At 34.7% G+C, this 20,544-nt stretch carries 19 protein-coding genes and 1 pseudogene; 13 read left to right on the forward strand and 7 right to left on the reverse strand.

Annotated features, from left to right (window positions below; genetic code table 11):
• Positions 1-95: 95 nt before the first annotated feature.
• The 7 genes from JVV30_RS06715 to JVV30_RS06745 all read left to right on the forward strand — a co-directional run bounded on the left by JVV30_RS06715 (position 96) and on the right by JVV30_RS06745 (position 6,471).
• Complete coding sequence (locus JVV30_RS06715) at positions 96-1,292, forward strand: MalY/PatB family protein (RefSeq protein WP_204193806.1); 1,197 nt, start codon at positions 96-98, stop codon at positions 1,290-1,292.
• Between the two features lie 13 nt (positions 1,293-1,305).
• Positions 1,306-1,713 (forward strand): carboxymuconolactone decarboxylase family protein, encoded by a 408-nt coding sequence (locus JVV30_RS06720; protein ID WP_204193808.1) that lies wholly within the window; start codon positions 1,306-1,308, stop codon positions 1,711-1,713.
• A 167-nt stretch (positions 1,714-1,880) separates the two neighbouring features.
• Positions 1,881-3,074 (forward strand): formamidase, encoded by a 1,194-nt coding sequence (fmdA, locus tag JVV30_RS06725; RefSeq protein WP_204193810.1) that lies wholly within the window; start codon positions 1,881-1,883, stop codon positions 3,072-3,074.
• Positions 3,074-3,340, forward strand: a complete 267-nt coding sequence (locus tag JVV30_RS06730) for an FmdB family zinc ribbon protein (protein WP_204193813.1) — start codon at positions 3,074-3,076, stop codon at positions 3,338-3,340. The genes fmdA and JVV30_RS06730 overlap by 1 nt, the downstream gene beginning before the upstream one ends.
• 251 nt (positions 3,341-3,591) lie before the next feature.
• The gene (gene lpdA / locus JVV30_RS06735; RefSeq protein WP_204193815.1) at positions 3,592-4,953 is read left to right on the forward strand and encodes a dihydrolipoyl dehydrogenase; all 1,362 of its coding nucleotides are present in this window, start codon (positions 3,592-3,594) and stop codon (positions 4,951-4,953) included.
• 410 nt (positions 4,954-5,363) lie between these two features.
• Positions 5,364-5,702 (forward strand): PadR family transcriptional regulator, encoded by a 339-nt coding sequence (locus JVV30_RS06740; RefSeq protein ID WP_204193818.1) that lies wholly within the window; start codon positions 5,364-5,366, stop codon positions 5,700-5,702.
• Positions 5,692-6,471, forward strand: coding sequence for a hypothetical protein (locus JVV30_RS06745; RefSeq protein WP_204193819.1), 780 nt, complete (start codon positions 5,692-5,694; stop codon positions 6,469-6,471). Before JVV30_RS06740 ends, JVV30_RS06745 begins: the two co-directional genes overlap by 11 nt.
• Before the next feature lie 86 nt (positions 6,472-6,557).
• Here JVV30_RS06745 and JVV30_RS06750 read toward each other — a convergent pair whose 3' ends face one another.
• The 5 genes from JVV30_RS06750 to JVV30_RS06770 all read right to left on the reverse strand — a co-directional run bounded on the left by JVV30_RS06750 (position 6,558) and on the right by JVV30_RS06770 (position 13,005).
• A complete protein-coding gene (locus tag JVV30_RS06750; RefSeq protein ID WP_204193821.1) occupies positions 6,558-7,316 on the reverse strand; it encodes an SDR family NAD(P)-dependent oxidoreductase in 759 nt (252 codons plus the stop codon).
• Positions 7,317-7,786: 470 nt separating this feature from the next.
• On the reverse strand, positions 7,787-8,890 hold the full coding sequence (locus JVV30_RS06755) for a mannitol-1-phosphate 5-dehydrogenase (protein ID WP_204193823.1): 1,104 nt from the start codon (positions 8,888-8,890) through the stop codon (positions 7,787-7,789).
• Entirely contained in the window at positions 8,890-9,324 is a 435-nt protein-coding gene (locus tag JVV30_RS06760) for a PTS mannitol transporter subunit IIA (RefSeq protein ID WP_033079814.1), read from the reverse strand. Before JVV30_RS06760 ends, JVV30_RS06755 begins: the two co-directional genes overlap by 1 nt.
• Before the next feature lie 11 nt (positions 9,325-9,335).
• Positions 9,336-11,372: a BglG family transcription antiterminator gene (locus JVV30_RS06765; RefSeq protein WP_204193825.1), complete on the reverse strand. Its 2,037-nt coding sequence runs from the start codon at positions 11,370-11,372 to the stop codon at positions 9,336-9,338.
• Positions 11,373-11,445: 73 nt separating this feature from the next.
• Positions 11,446-13,005 carry a PTS mannitol transporter subunit IIBC gene (locus tag JVV30_RS06770; protein WP_204193827.1) on the reverse strand — a complete coding sequence of 520 codons (1,560 nt, stop codon included), beginning with the start codon at positions 13,003-13,005 and terminating at the stop codon, positions 11,446-11,448.
• Between the two features lie 352 nt (positions 13,006-13,357).
• Here JVV30_RS06770 and JVV30_RS06775 point away from each other — a divergent pair, with 352 nt between their 5' ends.
• Positions 13,358-13,573 carry a zinc ribbon domain-containing protein gene (locus JVV30_RS06775; protein WP_204193830.1) on the forward strand — a complete coding sequence of 72 codons (216 nt, stop codon included), beginning with the start codon at positions 13,358-13,360 and terminating at the stop codon, positions 13,571-13,573.
• 115 nt (positions 13,574-13,688) lie between these two features.
• Here the strand turns inward: JVV30_RS06775 and JVV30_RS06780 are convergent, their stop codons facing one another.
• Positions 13,689-14,351: a hypothetical protein gene (locus JVV30_RS06780; protein ID WP_107629311.1), complete on the reverse strand. Its 663-nt coding sequence runs from the start codon at positions 14,349-14,351 to the stop codon at positions 13,689-13,691.
• 149 nt (positions 14,352-14,500) lie between these two features.
• On the opposite strand from JVV30_RS06780, the gene rarD reads away from it, so the two are divergent.
• The 3 genes from rarD to JVV30_RS06795 all read left to right on the forward strand — a co-directional run bounded on the left by rarD (position 14,501) and on the right by JVV30_RS06795 (position 17,458).
• On the forward strand, positions 14,501-15,406 hold the full coding sequence (rarD, locus tag JVV30_RS06785) for an EamA family transporter RarD (protein ID WP_204193832.1): 906 nt from the start codon (positions 14,501-14,503) through the stop codon (positions 15,404-15,406).
• 312 nt (positions 15,407-15,718) lie between these two features.
• On the forward strand, positions 15,719-16,294 hold the full coding sequence (locus tag JVV30_RS06790; protein WP_204193835.1) for a TetR/AcrR family transcriptional regulator: 576 nt from the start codon (positions 15,719-15,721) through the stop codon (positions 16,292-16,294).
• Between the two features lie 168 nt (positions 16,295-16,462).
• Positions 16,463-17,458, forward strand: a complete 996-nt coding sequence (locus JVV30_RS06795; protein ID WP_204193837.1) for an NmrA family NAD(P)-binding protein — start codon at positions 16,463-16,465, stop codon at positions 17,456-17,458.
• Positions 17,459-17,796: 338 nt separating this feature from the next.
• Here the strand turns inward: JVV30_RS06795 and JVV30_RS13555 are convergent.
• Positions 17,797-18,570 (reverse strand): annotated as a pseudogene (locus JVV30_RS13555) (transposase); the annotation flags it as partial.
• A gap of 139 nt (positions 18,571-18,709) precedes the next feature.
• Here JVV30_RS13555 and JVV30_RS13425 point away from each other — a divergent pair.
• Positions 18,710-20,134 (forward strand): CDP-glycerol glycerophosphotransferase family protein, encoded by a 1,425-nt coding sequence (locus tag JVV30_RS13425; RefSeq protein WP_275430016.1) that lies wholly within the window; start codon positions 18,710-18,712, stop codon positions 20,132-20,134.
• Positions 20,080-20,358: a CDP-glycerol glycerophosphotransferase family protein gene (locus JVV30_RS13430; RefSeq protein ID WP_275430017.1), complete on the forward strand. Its 279-nt coding sequence runs from the start codon at positions 20,080-20,082 to the stop codon at positions 20,356-20,358. Before JVV30_RS13425 ends, JVV30_RS13430 begins: the two co-directional genes overlap by 55 nt.
• Positions 20,359-20,544 lie beyond the last annotated feature (186 nt).

Here is a 20,544-nt window from a genome sequence, read left to right on the forward strand (position 1 = left end):
TTTTATATTTAGAAGAGAAAATGTTAAAAAGTGAATTTATGATTTGGAAGTATTACAATAAAATATATTAAACAATGATTATAGGAGGCATTCATGTGACGTACAATTTTGATGAAATCATTGATCGCCGTGAAACCAATGCGATGAATGTTGAAGGTTATAAAGGTTACTTATTTGGAGATGCAGATACTTCAGACTTAGAAGACCATGATGAACTCATCCGTATGTGGGTCGCTGATATGGATTTCGCGACACCCGACGTTGTGTTAGATGCGATTAAAGATAGACTAGATAAAAAGATTCTAGGTTATACCAACATATTTGGTACAGATTATTATGATGCCTTTGTCTCATGGACAGAGCGACGATTTGGTTATACATTCCCACAAGACCACCTTGTATTCTCTCATGGTATAGTTGCTGGGTTAATTGAACTTGTAAGTTATATTTGTGACGAAGATGACAAAGCACTTATTTTAACACCAAGTTATGGACCATTTAAAATGGCATGCGATAAAAATCACATTGAAACGGTTTATTCTCCAATGATTAATCATAACGGTTATTATGAAATTGATTTCGAAGATGTACGCAAAAAAGTGGAATCAGAAAATATAAAACTGTGTATTTTTGCGAACCCACATAATCCGACAGGCCGCGTATGGTCAGAAGATGAATTGAAACAATTTGGTCAAATCATGGCAGATAATGATGTATGGATCATTTCAGATGAAATTCATTGTGACATTAAACGGGCTGGTCAAACCCATATCCCATTTGCTAAAGCAGTGCCAGATTACGATAAGATTGTGACCGCAATGTCGCAAAGTAAGGCATTTAATATAGCAGGCTTAATGTTCTCAAACATCATTATTCCGAATAGAAGATTATTAAAGACATGGAAGTTACATCACTTTAGTTCTGAGAATCCATTAAGTATCGTTGCGACACAGGCCGCTTATGAAAAGGGCGAAGACTGGTTAGCCGCTATGAATGATTATTTAGACGACAACTTCAAATATTTGGCAAACTTCTTAGAACAAGAACTTCCTCATGCAGAATTTAAAATACCAGAAGCCACGTACCTCGCATGGGTAGATTTAAGCTATTACATCAAAGAAAAAGAAATCAACGAACCCATCGCGAAATACTTTATCAAACACGCAGGCGTGATCATTGAAGGACAAGAACAATTCGTGCATAACGCGGAAGGTCACATTAGAATCAATATTGCCATTCCACGTGAAGTTATGAAAAAAGGATTACAAAAAATAAAAGATGCATTGATTTAAAAGGAGATTATGCATGTCAATTATACCTCTATCGAACAACGGTCAGACACCATTTCAAAAGTTGTTAGGCCATCAAGACAAAATAATGCAGTCATGGTCACAGTTAAGTGATGTGTTAGAAAGTGACGGCACACTTAGCAAGGCATTGAAAGAAGAAATACGAAGAATGTTAGCCCAGAAGAATGGGTGCCAATACTGTAAGGCAAAAGGTCAACCTACCGGCAGTCTACAAGATGAAAAATCATCCATTTGCATAGGATTTACCGAGGTGTTTATCAAAATGGGCGACCACATTCCAGACAACATTATTAAAGTACTTCAAGACAATCTAACAACAGAAGAAATCGTTGAACTCATTGCATTTATTACATTCACCAACGCACAACAGAACTTTGGTGCAATAATGAAATTACAACCATAACTCAAACCTCTAGTCTATTTGGCTAGAGGCATTTTTATTTCAAATGTTCAAATTACCAAAAAGTATATTATTACTCTCTATTTATAATTTTATATGATATGATACAAGAAACAGAATATTCAGTCATAATCAATTTTTATAACTTTATAAATAAGGGGGTTAGGCTCATGCCTAAAAAGTTATTTAGTATTGATTTAAACAAGACAATGGACCAACAAGATCATCCAGGTCACAATCGCTGGCATCCAGATATTCCAGCGGCTTTTTCAGTGGATCCTGGAGAATCGTTCAGAATAGAATGTTTAGACTGGACAGACGGTCAAATTAGTAATAATGATGATCCGAGTGATATTAAACACGTCAATTTAAATCGAGTTCATGTATTAAGTGGACCAGTACATGTTAACGGTGTGGAACCTGGAGATTTACTTGTTGTGGATATTCTAGATATTGGTGTATTTGATGAACATCAATGGGGATTCAACGGTATCTTTGATAAAACGAATGGTGGAAGTTTCCTTGTAGATCATTATCCTAATGCGCAAAAATCAATTTGGGATTTCAATGGTATTTATGCGACGAGTCGACATGTACCTGGAGTAGAGTTTGTAGGTTTAATTCATCCTGGCTTAATTGGTGTGGCACCATCTCAAGAAATGCTAGATGAATGGAATCGCCGTGAAAAAGAACTTGTTGATACTGACCCAAATCGAGAACCCGTATTAGCTAATTTACCTGACACAGACGCTGTAGTTGCTGGTACGTTAACTGGGAAAGATTTCGACAGAGTGGCTAAAGAAGGTGCACGTACGGTTCCACCACGTGAAAATGGTGGTAACTGTGATATCAAAAACTTATCTAAAGGTTCACGTATTTACTTCCCAGTCTTTGTTGATGGCGCAAAATTATCAGTAGGAGATTTACATTTCTCTCAAGGTGATGGCGAAATCACATTCTGCGGTGGTATTGAAATGCCTGGTTGGATTGAACTTAGAGTTAATGTTATTAAAAATGGCATGGAAAAATATCATATTAAGAAGAATCCAGCATTTAAACCAGGTCCAGTAATGCCTAATTATACGGATTACATCGTCTTTGAAGGTATTTCTGTTAACGAATTTAGTGGTAAACAAACGTATTTAGATGCTAATACGGCATATAGAAATGCTGTATTAAACGCAATTGAATTCTTAAAAACACGTGGCTTTACTGGCGAACAAGCATACATGTTACTAGGTACAGCTCCTGTACAAGGCACTGTAGTTGGCATTGTAGATGTTCCCAATGCATGTTGTACAATCGCAATTCCTCGAGAAATTTTTAAAGAGGATATTATTCCAAACTTGGAGCCGGATAAGTAATGCCTAATTATACTTATAATTGCGCAAAATGCGGAGAATTTACACTTCGACAATCAATGAACGTTCAACATGATACAGCTACTTGTCCTTCGTGTGAGAATGAAGGAACACGTGTTTTTAATAGTTTTCAAACGTATAAAATGGATGGAAAGTTAAAAAAACGTATTGAAAGAGGTCAAGAACCCAGATTAGTAAGTAAAGATAAACTTCCACCAATGACTCCAAAACCAAGTAAAGCAGCTCGTCCTTGGATGGCTGGTCATTAATTAAATCTGGCATATTTACCCTCAGCACATTTAAAATGCTGGGGGTATTTTCATGCCTTGTTCTAAATACGTCCCTTATTTAAAAAAGTAAAAATTCTGTCACTTACGTTTATTTGAAATTATAAAAATATAACTCTAATATATAATTGAAAGGGTGTAAAGCGCTTACACCAAATTAGGGTGATTATGTTCTAAGCAAACATTATTAAGGGATGGAAAGACAACTTCAAAGGTGAAAGGGGTAGCAAATGATGTCTAAATCATATGATTTAATCGTTATTGGAGCAGGGCCTGGAGGTTATGCAGCAGCAATTCGAGCAGCGCAATTAGGAAAGCATGTAGCGATTGTTGAGAAACAACACGTGGGTGGTGTATGTCTGAACGTAGGTTGTATACCGTCAAAGATATTTTTAGAATATGGTGCGAAAGTGAGAGACATACAATCTGCAAACAATTGGGGAATTAAGACGAATCACATAGATATCGATTTAAATGGTCTTGTGCAACGTAAAGACCAAGTGGTTAAGACCGTAACGGATGACGTTCGAGATGCATTACAGCAACACAATGTTGACATGATTGAAGGCGAAGCAGAAGTACTTGAAGGATTGAAAGTCCAAGTGAATCAGACCATTTACACGGCGGAAGATATTATTTTAGCAACAGGGACAAAGCCGTTTGTACCACCAATCGAAGGTCTAGATCAAGCACACTTTGAAACAGCTGACACATTTTTCAACATGGATGCATTGCCGAAACAACTCGTGATAATTGGTGGCGGTGTGATTGCCTCGGAAATCGCCTCTTCAATGGCTGATTTAGGCGTAGATGTTACGATTTTGGAAAAGGGCGATAACATTTTATCTAGTGAAATTGAGGAGATACATACGCATCTATCCTCATATTTGAAACAACAAGGTGTACAAATTATTACCAATTCAGAAACAACGAAAGTGAATGCTACAACCTTAGAAATAGATGGTAAAGATGGGCCTAAAGAAATACCATATGAAACGTTACTCTTTGCGACAGGACGACAACCTAATGTTCATGTGGCTAAGGCATTAAAGCTAGAACAAGATGGGAAGTGCCTCCAAGTCAATGAACATTATGAAACAAGCTATGCGCATGTTTATGCAATTGGTGATTTGGTGCCAGGTTATCAACTAGCACATACCGCAAGTGCGCATGGTAAGTATGTAGCAGAACATATTGCAGGCAAACATCCAGAGGCGATTAATCAAGAAGATATACCGCGATGTATCTATACAAGATTGGAATCTGCGTCTGTTGGTTTATCAGCATTACAAGCACAAGAAGCGGGCTATGAGGTTGAAGTGACAACTGCGTCTTTTCAGAAGAATCCTAAAGCAATCTTGAAAGGTGAAACACAAGGACTTGTTAAAATAGTGGCGAATAAGCAAGATGGCAAGATCTTAGGTGGATTTATCGTTGGGCCACATGCGACAGATTTAATTAGTGAAATTTTAGGCATTAAAATGGCAGGAGGTACGTTGAACGATATTGCGCACATTATTCAACCACATCCTTCACTATCAGAAGTGATTGGTGAAAGTGCAGAGGCATCTTTTGGAAAAGCAATATACCATTAAGTATGAACGATCATTATCTTTCAAAATCCAAGTCAAATACATTGAAAATCTATTCTTTTTAATACATTAGCGATTTATTTATAAATTACACAAAATGAATTTTAATATTTACGTAACTAGTTTGAACGATCCCCCAGGTGCGCCAAAGCTACTTGGGGTTTTAATGTGTCATTTATGTAACTCGTTAATTAACGTAGCGATTAAAATGTTAAAGTAAATTAAATTGTTTAAGTAATAAACCTCATTCGTTAAAAATACGCAGTATTGTGTAAACTACACACATTAAAGTAACTTAATAAACTGCAATTTAACAATCATTGAACAGTCACTATCGTTTATCGTAAGATAGTTGACTTCTTTTTTAAAATACACTATCTTATATTATAAGATAGTTAGTAAAAGGTGATGACATGTCAGTATCTAATCAAATGATGAAGGGGCTTTTAGATGGTGCAATTCTGGGACTTATAGCTAAGGGAGAGACGTATGGGTATGAAATTTTAGAGAAATTAAAAGCAAACCAATTTCCTGAAATTAGCGATGGTAGTATTTATCCAGTGTTACTTAGATTAAGTAAGAAAGGCTACGTTCACACAACCACGCGTAAATCAGATAACGGTGGCCCTAAACGTAAGTATTATACGATTTCTGAAAGCGGCCAAGAAGAATTGGAACGATTTAAGGAGAAATGGCGTTATCTCAACTCAGGAATGAATAATTTATTCGGGAGTGATGAATATGATGACTAAAGCACAGAAAGACTATATATTAAAGCTAAAGGCAGAATTAATGTTTAGAGGTAAGGATGAGGATGAAGTCCATGCCATTGGTGATGAATTACAAGATCACTTTGAAATGGCAGAAGCGAATGGTGGCGATGTGAGCGATATTCTGAATACGCCTGTGAAAGACTATGCGGATAACTTCTCTAAAGAAATGAGTTTCACTAAAGGGTTACCTAAATATTTAACGTACTTCGTATGCTTTATGATTGCGGTATTTACGATACCAGATTTCTTTGAAACGACCTTCACACTCACAGTGGGCTATATTTTAAATATAATCTTTATCTTCGTATTAGCGATCATTGTGCCGTGGTTCTTAATAAGAAAAGCAATTGTAAAATATGGCGATGCTAAACGTGTCTATGTCTATGCGTTTATAGGCGGTATGGTTCTTTTTACACTAATGATTGTAAGTACGTATATTGCTGAAAAATATCCAATCTATACACTTGTGAGCCTTAATCAAACGCAAAGTATCGTTACTGGACTCATATTATTAGCAATTGTCATGTTGCTATGTTTCATTGTGAAACAAAAGCTATTTGCACTTGTCATCTTTATCGTGTGCTTACCTAATTTAATCGGCCAGATTTTTAAAGCACATCATCATTCTAATGAGCAATTTCTAACGATATCACTTGTACTGTATATCGTATTACTTATTGGAATCAATATCGCATTCTTTGGTCATGCTTATTATACGAACCGAAAAGAGCGAAAACATCATTCTTAAATGATTGATAAAAAGCGTTGAATCACTTCATTAATAGTGACTCAACGCTTTTATTAGTGACGCATCATTGAAATATGAATGCATCATTAATCGACTAACCAACCACCATCGATTGGAATAATTGAACCGTGGATGAAATCAGAATCATCACTTGCTAGGAAGAGTGACAATTGTGCAATTTCCTCTGGTTGACCATAACGACCAGCAGGTACAGAATTTGTTTTTTCCATAACATCTGCAGAACCTTCTTCAAACATCGCATGTGTCATGCCAGTATCAACGGCACCAGGTGCAATGGCATTTGCTTTAATACCTTTAATACCGTAATCAAATGATAATTGTTTCGTATAACCTGCAATACCATGTTTCGCTGAAGTATAAGCTGCACCGCCACCGCCAGCTACAAATGCACCGATAGAAGCAATATTAATAACCGTACCTTTGCCATTGTCAATCATATGTGGCAACACTGCATTCGTTACAAGATACGTACCTTTTAAATTAATATTAATAATTCTATCCCATAATTCCTCTGACGTTTCTAGCGTTGGTTTATAATCATCTAGGATACCAGCTGTATTACTTAAGATATTAATCGTACCAAATGCTTCAACACCTTGTTTAACAGCGTGGTCAACACTTTCTTTATTAGATACATCGATCGTAACTGGCAGTGCTTCGCCACCATGCACTTTAATGTCACTAGCTGTTTGGTTCACAGTCTCTTCATTGATATCAGCGATTATAACTTTAGCACCTTCTGATGCATAAAGAATGGCCTGTGCTTTACCCATACCAGAACCTGCACCTGTAATAAATGCGACTTTACCATCTAATTTACCCATTAATAATCCCTCCAAGATATATTCATGAACACCCTTTATTTAACTATTCCTTTAAAATGTGAAAGTATTCATATCACTTATTTATGTATTCATAACTTTAAGTTATGAGACTTTGAATGATTATTAATTAAGAATATAGGTTCAACTAAATTATTGTAGATTGCTAGGATAATAAATTTTACTTACTAAAATACGAAGTATAGGCTGCGAGACGCTACTAGGAATAGCATTAGCACTGAGACAAAACCTAAGTAAAAAAAAGAGTTAAATCACAACCTACAAGACTTTGAAAAAGGCTTATAAAGTGATTTAACTCTTTTCAATTCTAATCAACTTTGTGGGGGCGAAAAAACGAATTCTTAAACACTAGAATTCTGTTTCGCTCCTAGCAATGCCTAGAGCAAGCGAGCAGCAACAATACGTAGTATTGTGTAACCTGCACGCATTCAATTGTTAGAGTATTTAACGCATTATAGTTCTTCGTACATAGCTACAATTTCATCTGCTAATCGGTCATTGATTTTCGCATATTCTAATAAGAATGCTTTTACACCATGTGCATCAATGTATTCACGCATTTCAACTGTTTCTTTATCGTTCATATCATCATATTTCAATAATAACGCTGCTGCTTTTAATAAGCCTTTGCGACGTAAGTTATTTTCATATAGATAAGATAAAGGTTTGATAATACGATCTTTAGGACCGATTTTACGGATTGTGCCACGACCTACACGTGTTACTTCGTCAGAAAGGTATGGATTTTCGAAACGACCAATAATTTTTTCAACATAAGCCGCTTGTTCATCTTTAGTGAAGCTGAAGTTATCTACGATATACTCGCTTGTTTCACCTAATACTTGACGTAAATCTGCAACGATAGCATCATCTTTAACCGCATCTAAGACAGTATCTCTACCATAGAAACGACCAGCATATGCTAATAAGGCATGACCTGTATTAACAGTTAATAATTTACGTTCGATATAAGGTGTTAAATCATCAACATATTTAATATGTTCTAATTCTTCACCGTACCAAGCGTCTTTTTCGACAACCCATTCAAAGAAAGGCTCAACCATAACGTCTAAAATATTGTCATTCTTTTGAAGAGGGACAATACGGTCAACCGCAGAGTTTGCGAAGTGAATGTTATCGCCTAATGGACCAGTGATATCTAAGATTGCTTCTTTAAGCGTATCAGTCGCCATAATTGCATTTTCACATGCCACGATGTTGACGTGATTTTCTTTTTCTTTTAACACTGGTGCGAATGATTTCGCAATAATAGGAAGAATGTTTACACCAACCGCAGTTGTAATGATATCTGCTTCAAGAATCGCTTGTTTCAACTCGTCTGAAGGTTGACCACTGTTAATTGCACTAACACCAGTCACGCGTGTTGTTGTTTTCTCTTCATTAGCAAGAATAACGTTATATGCGCCTTCTTTATCTAATGCAGTGATAATGTCTTCGTTAACGTCTGCAAATGTGACATCAATATTGTTATCTGAAAGAATATAGCCGATGAATCCACGACCAATATTACCAGCTCCGAAATGTACAGCTTTCATTATGCATCAGCCTCCTCGAAGACTTGTTTAATTTCTTCCGCAGATTTAGCATTGACGATACGGTCAACATTTTCTTCTTCACTGAATGTAATTGCGATTTTAGATAATAAGTCTAAGTGTTCGCCATCTTTACCAGCGATACCAACGACAACTTTCACTGTTTCGCCGTTCCAATCTACACCTTCAGGAATTTGAAGTAATGTTAAACCAGATGCTAATACATCACCTTTAGCTTCATCAGTACCGTGAGGAATTGCTAATCCGTTACCCATGAATGTAGAAACAAGTTGTTCACGTTCTTTCATTGCTTGGATATACGCTTCGTTTACAGAACCGCTATCTACTAACGCACGACCTGCTTTTTCGATGGCTTCATCTTGGCTTCCTACAGATACGTTTAAAAAGATATTGTCATTACTAAATAATTCAGTCATTTTATACACTCCTAAGTTAATTGGTTTTGAATTCGTTTTAAAAAGCTATCTCTCAATATGTGTTTCATAGCGTCAGGGTCTTGCATGAAGTCATCAATTTGCTCGAGATGATGCCCCAATTCAGCAGATAGTTCCCCGACAAGTTGTGCCATTTCATCATTATTTGGGATGAATAGGCTAACCATATATTTAATTTTGAAAAGGTCATTTTGAGTACTTTGCATGTCCATCTCTTGATTCAATATCGTGATAAGAATCAATGGACGTAAAATCAAATCATCCTTCATATGTGGAATAGCAACAGGGTAGGGTTGCAATATCCAACCAGGATTCTGATTCAATTTATCCTGCAACAGCTCAGCGAATGACGTCTGACTATTCGGCGCAATCACGCCATTGTCCTCAAGATAGTCAGCTAAATAGTGATTCCAAATAGTTACATCTTTATATTCAAATTGCATAGAGTTCAACAATGCTAAGCCTTGTTCGATGTTCCTGACCACTTGATCAGGATCTTGAATCGAATGTTTTACTTCGCGTATTTCATGTTGTTTTGCTTTATGCTCAGTCGTCTTTAAGAATGATGCCACATAGGTCACGTCAGCTTCTGGTAGTAGCGGGTTAACCGTAATAAATGGTGCTGAAATATCCAATTTAACAGTTGAAATAATACCATCGTAATCTTCAAGATTTAATCGTTTCAAATCACTGACGGACGCTTGTGTAATCTTCTCTATTTCATTAAACGATTGTTGTAGTCGTGTTGCTAATAATCGACTTGTTCCAATACCACTACTGCAGACAACTAAAACATGTAGCAGTTGGCTCGACTGACTTTTTAAGGAGCCACCAAAATGTAAGACAATAAAGGCAATCTCGCTATCCGGGAAGACTAACTCCGGCCACGTCTGATCAATCGCTTTATGCACGATGTCGAAGAGACGAGGGTACTTGTACTTAATCATCTCAGTGAGTGGATTGTATGTCTCAATATTGGCTTCCAAACGATTAATCGCTGGATTGATGTGCAATGATAAGCCATGAACAAGTGTCGCATAGTCTTCAAATGTTTGGCCTGATAGACGTTCAACACGGTTTACAAATGCTTGTATTTTACGGTCGTCAAATTCATTATTCTCAAACATCTTGGAGGTTGTTCGGCGGTTTGCACCGCGTAAATGAATGGTTATAAATGTAACTTCCGCTTGATTAAAGTCGATATCGTATAGTGTCTCTATACGTTTCGCAATTTCTGTAGCAATTTGATGTTCAAATGTGTCTTTAACAGAATGATGAATATCTTCATTTATGGATACATATTCTCCATTTTGAATGCGCGCAATACTCAATACAATATGGACGGTTAAGGTAAGGTAGCTCGACTCCGTTAAGGTGTACGGCAATTGGCCTAAGTAATCCATTAAGATACGTTCAATCTTAAAGATGCTATCCAAATCGACTAACGCTTGTTGTGACTGATTAATCGATTGATAGACAAAGTGATTCTCGATAACGGAGTAAACACTTGTACTATTTAAGTTATTTACCATCAATTGACTTAAGAACTCACGTTTCTTCGATTCAGGACCATCAAGATATACCCCTTCACCACGTTTGCGATAAAGGTTAAGTTGATAGCTTGCGAGATCTTTCTCTAAGTCATCAAGTAATTTGGTTAATGATTGAACAGATACGCCAATTTCTTGCGCCAAGCTATATTGCTTCACCGCATGCTTGGATTGAATCAGTGCGTATAAGATAATCGCTTTTTGTTCTTCAACAGACAAGTCAATCGTATCGTGTTGGGCCATTTCTTGTTTTAAAAGTTGAATTTGGTCATCGTTACAAGACAACTTAATGCCTTTTTTATTCGCACGTTCAAGTGTCATATTGAATCCTTGAAGGTAGGTTTCAATGCCTTTTAACTCACGATGAATTGTACGAGAGGACACGCCAAGTTGTTGAGCAATTTCATAAATCGTGACGTATTGACCGTAATACTTAATTAGCAGTTCAATGATTTCCTTTTCACGTGTACTCATTAACATGGTGTGTCCCCCCTTTGAAGGAAGTCTGAACATAGGAAGCAATCGCGCTATGTTTGACTCCTAAACTATTTAATTATGCTTTGTCTTGATCTTTCTTCAAGTTGTTTAATAATTCTTCATAACGTGGTGAATTTAAGAAGTTATCCACTGAGATATGAATTGCGTTTGGAACTTGTTTGATTGCACGGTCTGTTAATGTTTTTTGTGTAATAACAAGTTGTGCATTATTTGGTAATTGGTTAATTGCAGTATTTGTAACGTTAACGTCTGAAATGCCTGCTTTTTTAAATTTATTACGTAACATACTTGCACCCATTGCACTAGAACCCATACCCGCATCACATGCGAAAATAACATGGTCAACATTGCTATAGTCATGCGCGTCTACGTCTTCAGTGTTGTAGTTATCAAGTAAGTCTTCTTCGTCATCTTCTGATGAAGCTTCTGTATGATTGTCACCTTCAGCTTTGTTTGCTGCTACGCCAGCTGCGCCAGTACCAGTAGTGGCACCAGTTAATTTAGATGACACGCTAGATTTTTTACCTTTAGTAGATTCCATTTTTGCTGTTGCTGCTTCTAAATCTTGTTTAGGTTCTTTAGTAAATTTCATAATTAATGCGGCAACTACGAATGAAACAAGTGCTGCTAAGAATACGCCTAATACCATGTGTAAGAACTCGCCTTTAGGTGCATTTAAGCAATACACGATGAATGAACCTGGTGAAGCTGGACTCTTGAATCCGAAACCAGTTGCTTGGTAAGTTGCTACGCCAGTCATACCACCTAAAATAACAGCGATGAATAATAATGGACGCATTAATACATATGGGAAGTAAATTTCATGAATACCACCGAAGAAGTGGATGATTCCTGCACCATATGAAGTTGCTTTAGCTGTCCCTTTACCAAAGATCATGTACGCTAATAAGATACCGATACCTGGTCCAGGGTTTGATTCGATTGCGAATAGAATAGATTGACCTGCACTTGCGGCTTGGTCAGTACCAAGTGGTGTGAATACACCGTGGTTAATCGCGTTGTTAAGGAATAAAATTTTAGCTGGTTCTACGATGATACTTACAATTGGTAATAAGTGTAAGTGTACTAAGAATTCAACTGCTACTGATAAGATGTGCATGATGAATTGCATAATTGGCGCCAATAGTTTGAAGCCAAGGATTGTCATAATGAATGCTAGAATACCTGCTGAGAAGTTATTGAATAACATTTCAAAGCCTTGTGGTGTTCTAGGTTGTAAGAATTGGTCAACTTTCTTCATTAACCAACCAACAAGTGGTCCCATAATCATTGCACCAAGTAACATTGGTGTATCTGGTAATGCAACAATAACCCCCATAGTTGCTGTCGCTGCAACGATACCACCACGTAAGTCGTGAATTAAACGACCACCACTAAATGCGATAAGTAATGGAATTAAGTACGTGATCATTGGTCCTGCTAATTGAGATAATTCTTTGTTAGGATACCAACCATTATCAATGAAAATCGCAGCAATAAAGCCCCATGCGATAAACGCACCGATGTTTGGCATAATCATACTACTAAGGAATGAACCAAACGCTTGAACTTTACGGCCGAGACCTTTTTTCTCTTGTGTCTCTGTTTGAGCCATAACTACACCTCTTTTTTTATTCTGATTTGATACTTCAATTGTAAGGGCTTAAGAAAGCGTCTTCAACACAAAGAAAATGCCACTTTGTCACAGTAATTGTGACAACAGTGTGGCAAGGTCGTGGCTATAGTTGCCAACTATATCAAAGACTAATTTAAGAATTCCGCTATTAATGTTAGTGATTCGAGAAATTTATAATTATTTCATTGGAAAATACTTATAAATGTTAATGATTAATAAAGAATCTTATTACTTACATTTCAAATGCTCAATTAGTTATTACTCATTTAAAGATTAAAGAATAGGAAACGGGTTATAGAAAAAGAAAGAAACAATATAAGGAGTGTTGTTAATGACTGGAAACACAGGAGACGGTTGTGTGAAATGTGGACATACTGAAGTGGAAGAAGGTACTTTATCAGCAACAGGATCAGGCATATCTAAGATGTTTGATGTGCAACATAACAACTTTAAAACAATAACTTGTGAAAATTGTGGGTATACGGAATTTTATAAAACAAATAATAATAGAACAAGTGATATTGTTGATTTATTCTTTGGAGGATAATTTTATAATGATATTTAAAGTAAGAGTCAATGTATATGAATACATTGGCTCTCTTAAAAGGCAAAAGGTAGACTTCGGGTTGTGTGATGTCAGAGGTAAGGTTGCCTAAAAAATACTATTCACCCATTTGTTGTGCATAGTTTGTCATAGCTTCAATAGTGTCTGTGAATGTAAAAATAGCAATTCTATAATTATCAACATCATCTAAAGAAATAAAATCATTTATATCATCAACATCATTACTTAAAAAATAAAATCTTTTTATAGCTCTATCCGCATCAATATTTATTGAATTATTTTCTTCTAATATTGCTCCTCTGAAATTACCATTATAATGTTGATTTCTATTAAGTTCATACCAATTGTATAATTCATTGACTACGTGTAGCTTACCCTCTTTTTTAACCTCGTGAATAAGAAAATCTTTGTTTACAACTAATTCACCTTTGTATAAATAATCATTTTTATCCGGATAGTTTAAAGCACTACCTCTATGTCCTTCATCTATTAAGTTTTTACCGTCTTCATTAATTTTTAGTTTAACTAAATTATTAAGGCTATTTATTGTTTCATTCTTCTCTCTTTCTAATACGAAACTCGTCTCTTTCCAATTAAAAGTAAATTTCTTTAAATCCATTAGAAAATTTTTAATTTGAGGATAAAAAATTAAAATAACTAAAAAGATTAATAATGGGAAACTAAAGTGAACATACAAAAATTTAAATAGATTAATTGTTGACATCCATATGGTAATTAAAAAACTAAATAATTTATCCATTTTTCACCTCTTTCCTAAATACTACCATATTTAATTAGTAAAGTTTTAAGTATTTTGAGCAATTTATATACGCAATTAACTAATCTATTGATAACATGTGTATATTACTAAATACATATTTCCAGGGTTATACCGATAGGAGGGTTTGTATGAATTCCAATACTGAATTTAAAAAAGGGATTCTATATGCGTTAGGGGCATATGTACTATGGGGTATCTTGCCAATTTATTGGAAATTAATTGGTGGCGTTAGTGCATTTGAAATCCTAGCTTATCGCATTGTATTATCCATGATCTTTATGATTCTAATGATCGTCGTTTTAAAGAAATCACAAACATTCAAGCGTGATTTACAACATTTATTCTCACATCCAATTGAACTTATCGTCATCATTATTGCCGGTTATGTGATTACGGTGAACTGGGGAACGTTCATTTGGGCTGTATCTAATGGCCACGTACTTCAATCTAGTTTAGGTTATTACATTAATCCATTAGTCAGTATATTATTGGCGTTTATTTTCCTAAAAGAAAGATTTAATAAATTTGAATCTTTAGCCATCGTATTTGCGGCAATCGGAGTACTCTATATGACGATACGCGTTGGAGAATTTCCAGTTATCTCATTAATGCTTGCTTTCTCATTCGGCATTTATGGCTTGTTGAAGAAGATTGTTAAAATCGAAGCCATCAGCAGTATTGCGATCGAATGTATCGTCACAGCGCCAGCGGGATTAATTTATATGATTTATTTATGGAAGACAGGAACGTCATCAGTCGGTATGAACATGGATACTTTCTGGTTACTATTCTCAGGGGCAGTAACAGCCATTCCATTAATTTTATTCTCAGCAGGTGCCAAACGAATTCCATTATCTCTAACAGGATTTATTCAATACGTTGGACCAACGATCATGTTCTTCTTAGGTATCTTCGCATTTAAAGAGCATTTTGATGCACAGCAACTTGTTACGTTCGCGCTCATTTGGATCGGTATTGTATTGTACAGCATTTCTCAGTACGTGAAAATGAAACGTAACCCTAGACCTGAATAATGATTTAAACGAGCCTAGAACATAAATAATATAATAATGTTATTTTGCAAATTCGCAGTAGCTGACTGAACTGAGAAGTCGCTTAAATCAAGCATTTCTCAGTTTAGTCATCCTTGCGGGCGGGGGCCCCAACAAAGAGAATTTCACTAAGAANNGGGAGTGGACGACGAATTTAACAAGAATTCTGTCCCACTCCCTTTCCAACTTTTCTTAAATAAGTTAAAAATAATAAAGATTTTATTATTTGACCGATCGTTCTAAAAAAGTTATGATACTTTTATCAATAAATGTATGGATTAGGAGTAAAAGCAGATGACTAGAAATAAAGATTTTGATGTTGAATCAACATTGTTAAAAGCAATGAATGTATTTTGGAAATATGGTTATGAAAAAACTTCAATACAAACACTATTAGATGAGCTAGGCATTCATCGAAAAAGTATGTATGATACATTCGGTGGCAAACATCAACTACTTGTAGCCTCCGTTCAGCGATATCAACAAAAGATGAATGATTATTTAAGTTATGAAATACATCGGTCAGATTCAGCGCAGGCACAACTTAAAAATATATTTTTATTGGTGATTAAAAAGGAAGAATTTAAAAAGGGGTGCTTATTTATAAAAGTTGCGACTGAACTTTCAAACCATGATTCAGAATTAAGAACAATGTCTGAACGTAATATCCAAAAAATAGAAGACATATTTTTTGATATTATAATAAGGGGGCAAAAGTCTGGTGAACTTTCTGAAGAAAAAGATGCTCGTATTCTAGCACAGTACCTAATGAATGCTTGGACAGGACTAAGAGTGTTAGTTCAAACAACAAGCGATATGCATCGCCTCGAAAATATTGTCGATGAAACATTGCGAAGTTTAGCACGCTAATAATATACATTTTGAAAATACGTTTGTTAAAAAAATAAAAATATGATAATAAAACTAGAAATCTTTTGTAATGAAAGGTTGAAATTTACTTCGTTTTTTTGACCAATCGTTCTAAAAAGCACTTTTATTTCAAACGTTTATTGATATAAAAAATAAGGAGAGATTAAAATGAATAAAGAAGAACTTATTTTAGTTACAGGTGCTGGTGGAGAAGTTGGAGCATTAAGCAATAACGTGATTGAAAAACTATTAAATAAAGGATTTCGTGTACGTGCATTCATGCATAGTGGTAATGCGCGTATCGATGATATTAAAAAATTAGGTGCAGAGGTTTTTGAAGGAGATCTGCTGAATTTATCTGATGTAGTGCATGCACTTAAAGGGGTGTCAAGAGTATATTTTAGTATGAGTTTATCCCCTTATTATTCAGATGCTGCAATAATTATGTCATCAGCATGCAAGCAAAATGGGAATATAAAAGCATTTGTAAACATTTCTCAATACGAAATGACATATATGAATTTTAATAAAATGGCACTTCCTGAAAAAGAACGTCAAGCATGGTTAGGTGGCTTTGTGAAAGATTGGTCACCGCAAGAAAGAGCACATTGGGTTACAGAACAGGCTTTAAATTGGTCAGATCTCCCAGTGATTAATGTACATGCAGCTATTTTTATAGAAAATCCTATTCTGACATGGTTACCACTTAAAGAAGTATTGGAAACTGGAAAACTTAGATTACCTTTTAATAATCAAAAATTCGCACCAATTGCAGGCTATGATGTTGCGGAGGTTATTGCGAATATATTAGAAGCACCTGAAGAGCATGTGAATCAATCTTATACTATAAACGGTCCGAAATTAATCGGTGGAGACGATATAGCAGAGGCATACAGTACTGTACTTAACCACGATGTAACTTATGAGTCAATCGATTTAGAATCATGGTCCAAACATTATATTAGTGAGGTACATCAAAGCAGAAATGCACATACTGCAGTTCATTTAGAAACATTAGGTAGATTAGTTGCTAGCGGAAGAAATAATAATGAAGGAACCGAGCAATTGACGCAGCTACTACAACGTGAACCTGTTGACCTTGAATATGCGTTAGCGCACAGTCCAAAAATTAAAGAAGTACTAACACGAATGTCTAATTCTTAAGAAATATAAGTGTTTAGAAGATGTTATAAATAAAGAACACGTTTCATCAAAGTCACATTTGACTTCTGATAGAAACGCATTTTTTGAAGTTTAAAATTGTGATATTGCACCGAAAAGTGAGACATGATTTTGGGTTTATGTGGTGTGAATATGCGCATGACGTTCTGTTGCAAAGTCAGAAAATAATTTACTAATAAAATAAATAAACTGTGTATACCTCACACAAAAAATTTAGAAATGATTATTTCTATGAATCTTTAGCATTGGAAAAATATGGTGATGATGTTTTATCAATTAAATTAACATAAAACCATGATTATCAGAAGTTTGATTCACATTTAAAGAGTCCGGGACATAAAGTTCTTGGATAAGTGAATAAAAGACAATTTCTATTGAAATAATATAGAAATTGTTTTTTTATAAATTTTTTGATTATTTTCAGCTCGTTGAGCTACTACTTTTCTTATATTAAGAGTCTGGGACATAAATAATATAATAATGCTATTTAGCAAATTCGCAGTAGTTGACTGAACTGAGAAGGCGCTTAAATCAAGCTTTTCTCAGTTCTAGTCACCTTTGCAGGGGTGGGACGACGAATTTAAAAGAATTCTGTCCCACTCCCAAATCCTAGTTCTCTTTTAGCTTTATCTATCCCTCGAACAAACATCCGAGTGAAACCCAAAATAGCCTTCATAAATCCAAAAACAGGTTCCACATCAATTTTTCTTTGACTGTAGATATTTTTTTGTTTCTGGTTCTGAAAGCTTTTTGTTAATTTGGGATTTAAAATATTCCCAGTTATAATTCTTCATTATTTTTTTGTTTGTTTTTGAATTGAAATTCATACATTGATTTTTCAGAGGACATTCTGAACAATCATCACATTCATATAATTTGAAGTCTCGCTTATAACCATACTTATCATGACGATAGGCATATCTTTTAAAACCTAGCCATTTATTATTCGGACAAATGAATTCGTCATAGTCCCAATTTTGAGTATTAAAGATGTTACTTTTATATTTTTTAGTTTTATCTTTTATAAACATTCCATATGTTATGAGTGGCTTTCGATTAAAGTCATCTATAATTGCCATATAATTTGATTCACTCACTTTAGAAAGTGCTAATGAAGATTTACATTTTGAAATAGATTTAAATGAAGTTGCTGAGAAGTTTATTCAATATGAAAATAAAAAAGTATACATCATCGTAGAAGAATCAACGCCGATTTTAACAACGCAACGTAACTTGAAAGTTACGAATAACCAGTCTGAAGTTTTAGGCTTGAATGAAGTGTTAGTTGATGCTAATGAGGACATTAAAATACAACCTTATATCACTCGAAATGGTTATTTACATTTATCATTGGAAACGTTGGATTTAAATAAAACATATTTTTCAAGAAGACACATTGATAATATGAAAATAAACAATAGTGAAGCGTTCATAAAAGGCCAGTTTGCAATACTTAATTCGACACTTGAAAATGTGCAACTATTAATAAAAACAAGATTGACTGATAGAGAAAAATTCGCAAACATTCATCTTGAAAAAATTAATCAAACGAATAATACATCTACTTATAATTTTTCGGTAGATATCTACAAAGATTTGATAGACTTCATGAAGTATGAATATAAAAGTGAGGATATCATAGATATTTACTTAAGTATAAAAGTAAAAGAATCATCGGAGCATCTAAGAATAAAAATTGGAAATCCTAGAATATTGGCGGAAAAGCTATTAAAAGGGGAAATCATCACTGAGTTCAACGGTAACATAGTGTCACTTACGCCTTATTTCACTATGAAAGGCCGTAATTTATCTTTTAGAATTAATACATATGATATCAATAGTTATTTAACCTATGTGGATGAGTTAAAAAGACCAAAGCGTCCTAACTTTTTGAAAAAAGAAAAACAAAAAGTGTGGGTCATTGGTGAAAAATCTTATAAAGCACAGGACAATGGATATCACTTCTTTAAATATATGAGAACGCACCATCCAGATAAACCTGTGTATTATATTATCGAGAAAGACTCTAATGAAGCTAAAAATGTTTTGCCTTTTGGAAATGTCATATTCTATAATTCAGCAGAACATTTTAAAATTATGCTTAAAGCAGATTACATCTGTACTACGCATCATCCAGAATTAATATATCCTACAACGAGTGACATTTATACACGTAAAATAAAAGCCATTAAAGTATTTTTACAGCATGGGGTTCTAGGTACAAAGAATTTAAGCAACATTAACGGAAACCAATTAAAAGATTTTAATGTTGATTTATTTATCACGAGTTCTAATAGAGAAAAGGAAATCGTTGTAAGAGATTTGAATTTCTTCAGTAATCAAGTTGCTGTTACAGGACTAGCAAGATTTGATGAATTGTTTAATCCTAATATAGAAGTTAAAAATCAAATCTTAATTATTCCAACATGGAGAGACTGGTTAACAAGTATTGATCGATTACAAACATCGGAATATTTAAAACGAATGAACGATTTACTTCACAGTCAGAAATTAAAAGAATTAGCTAACAAAGGGACTAACATTATTTTTTGTTTACATCCTAATATGCAACCTTTATATGCATCACAGACTATTCTTCAGTCATGTTTGATTTTGCAAATACGAAAAAACCATTATTATTCTTTACCTATGATTTAGATTTTTATAAGAATCATTTACGAGGCTTTTATTTCGATTTTGAAAATGAAGCACCAGGGCCATTAATTAAAACAAATGATGGCTTAATCGAGGCAATACAAAATATTGATAACGTACAAGAAACATATAGTGACAAATATCAAGCCTTTTACAATCGTTTCTGTACCTTTGAAAAAGGCACAGCTTCTAAAACAATAGTAGAAAAATTCTTTAAACAAGACTAATCAATATATCTTGACTCCTTTGCTAGAAATAGTTAAAGGGGGAGAGGGACAGAATTCTTTTTAAATTCGTCGTCCCTCTCCCAACTCGCTTTGCTTGTAGAATTTCTTAGTGAAATTCTTTTTGTTGGGGCCCCGCCCGCAAGGATGATTAGAACTGGAAAAAGCTTGATTTAAGCGCCTTTTCAG

The organism is Staphylococcus sp. GDY8P47P (genome assembly GCF_016892225.1).
In the GTDB taxonomy this organism is placed as follows: Bacteria; Bacillota; Bacilli; order Staphylococcales; family Staphylococcaceae; genus Staphylococcus; species Staphylococcus borealis.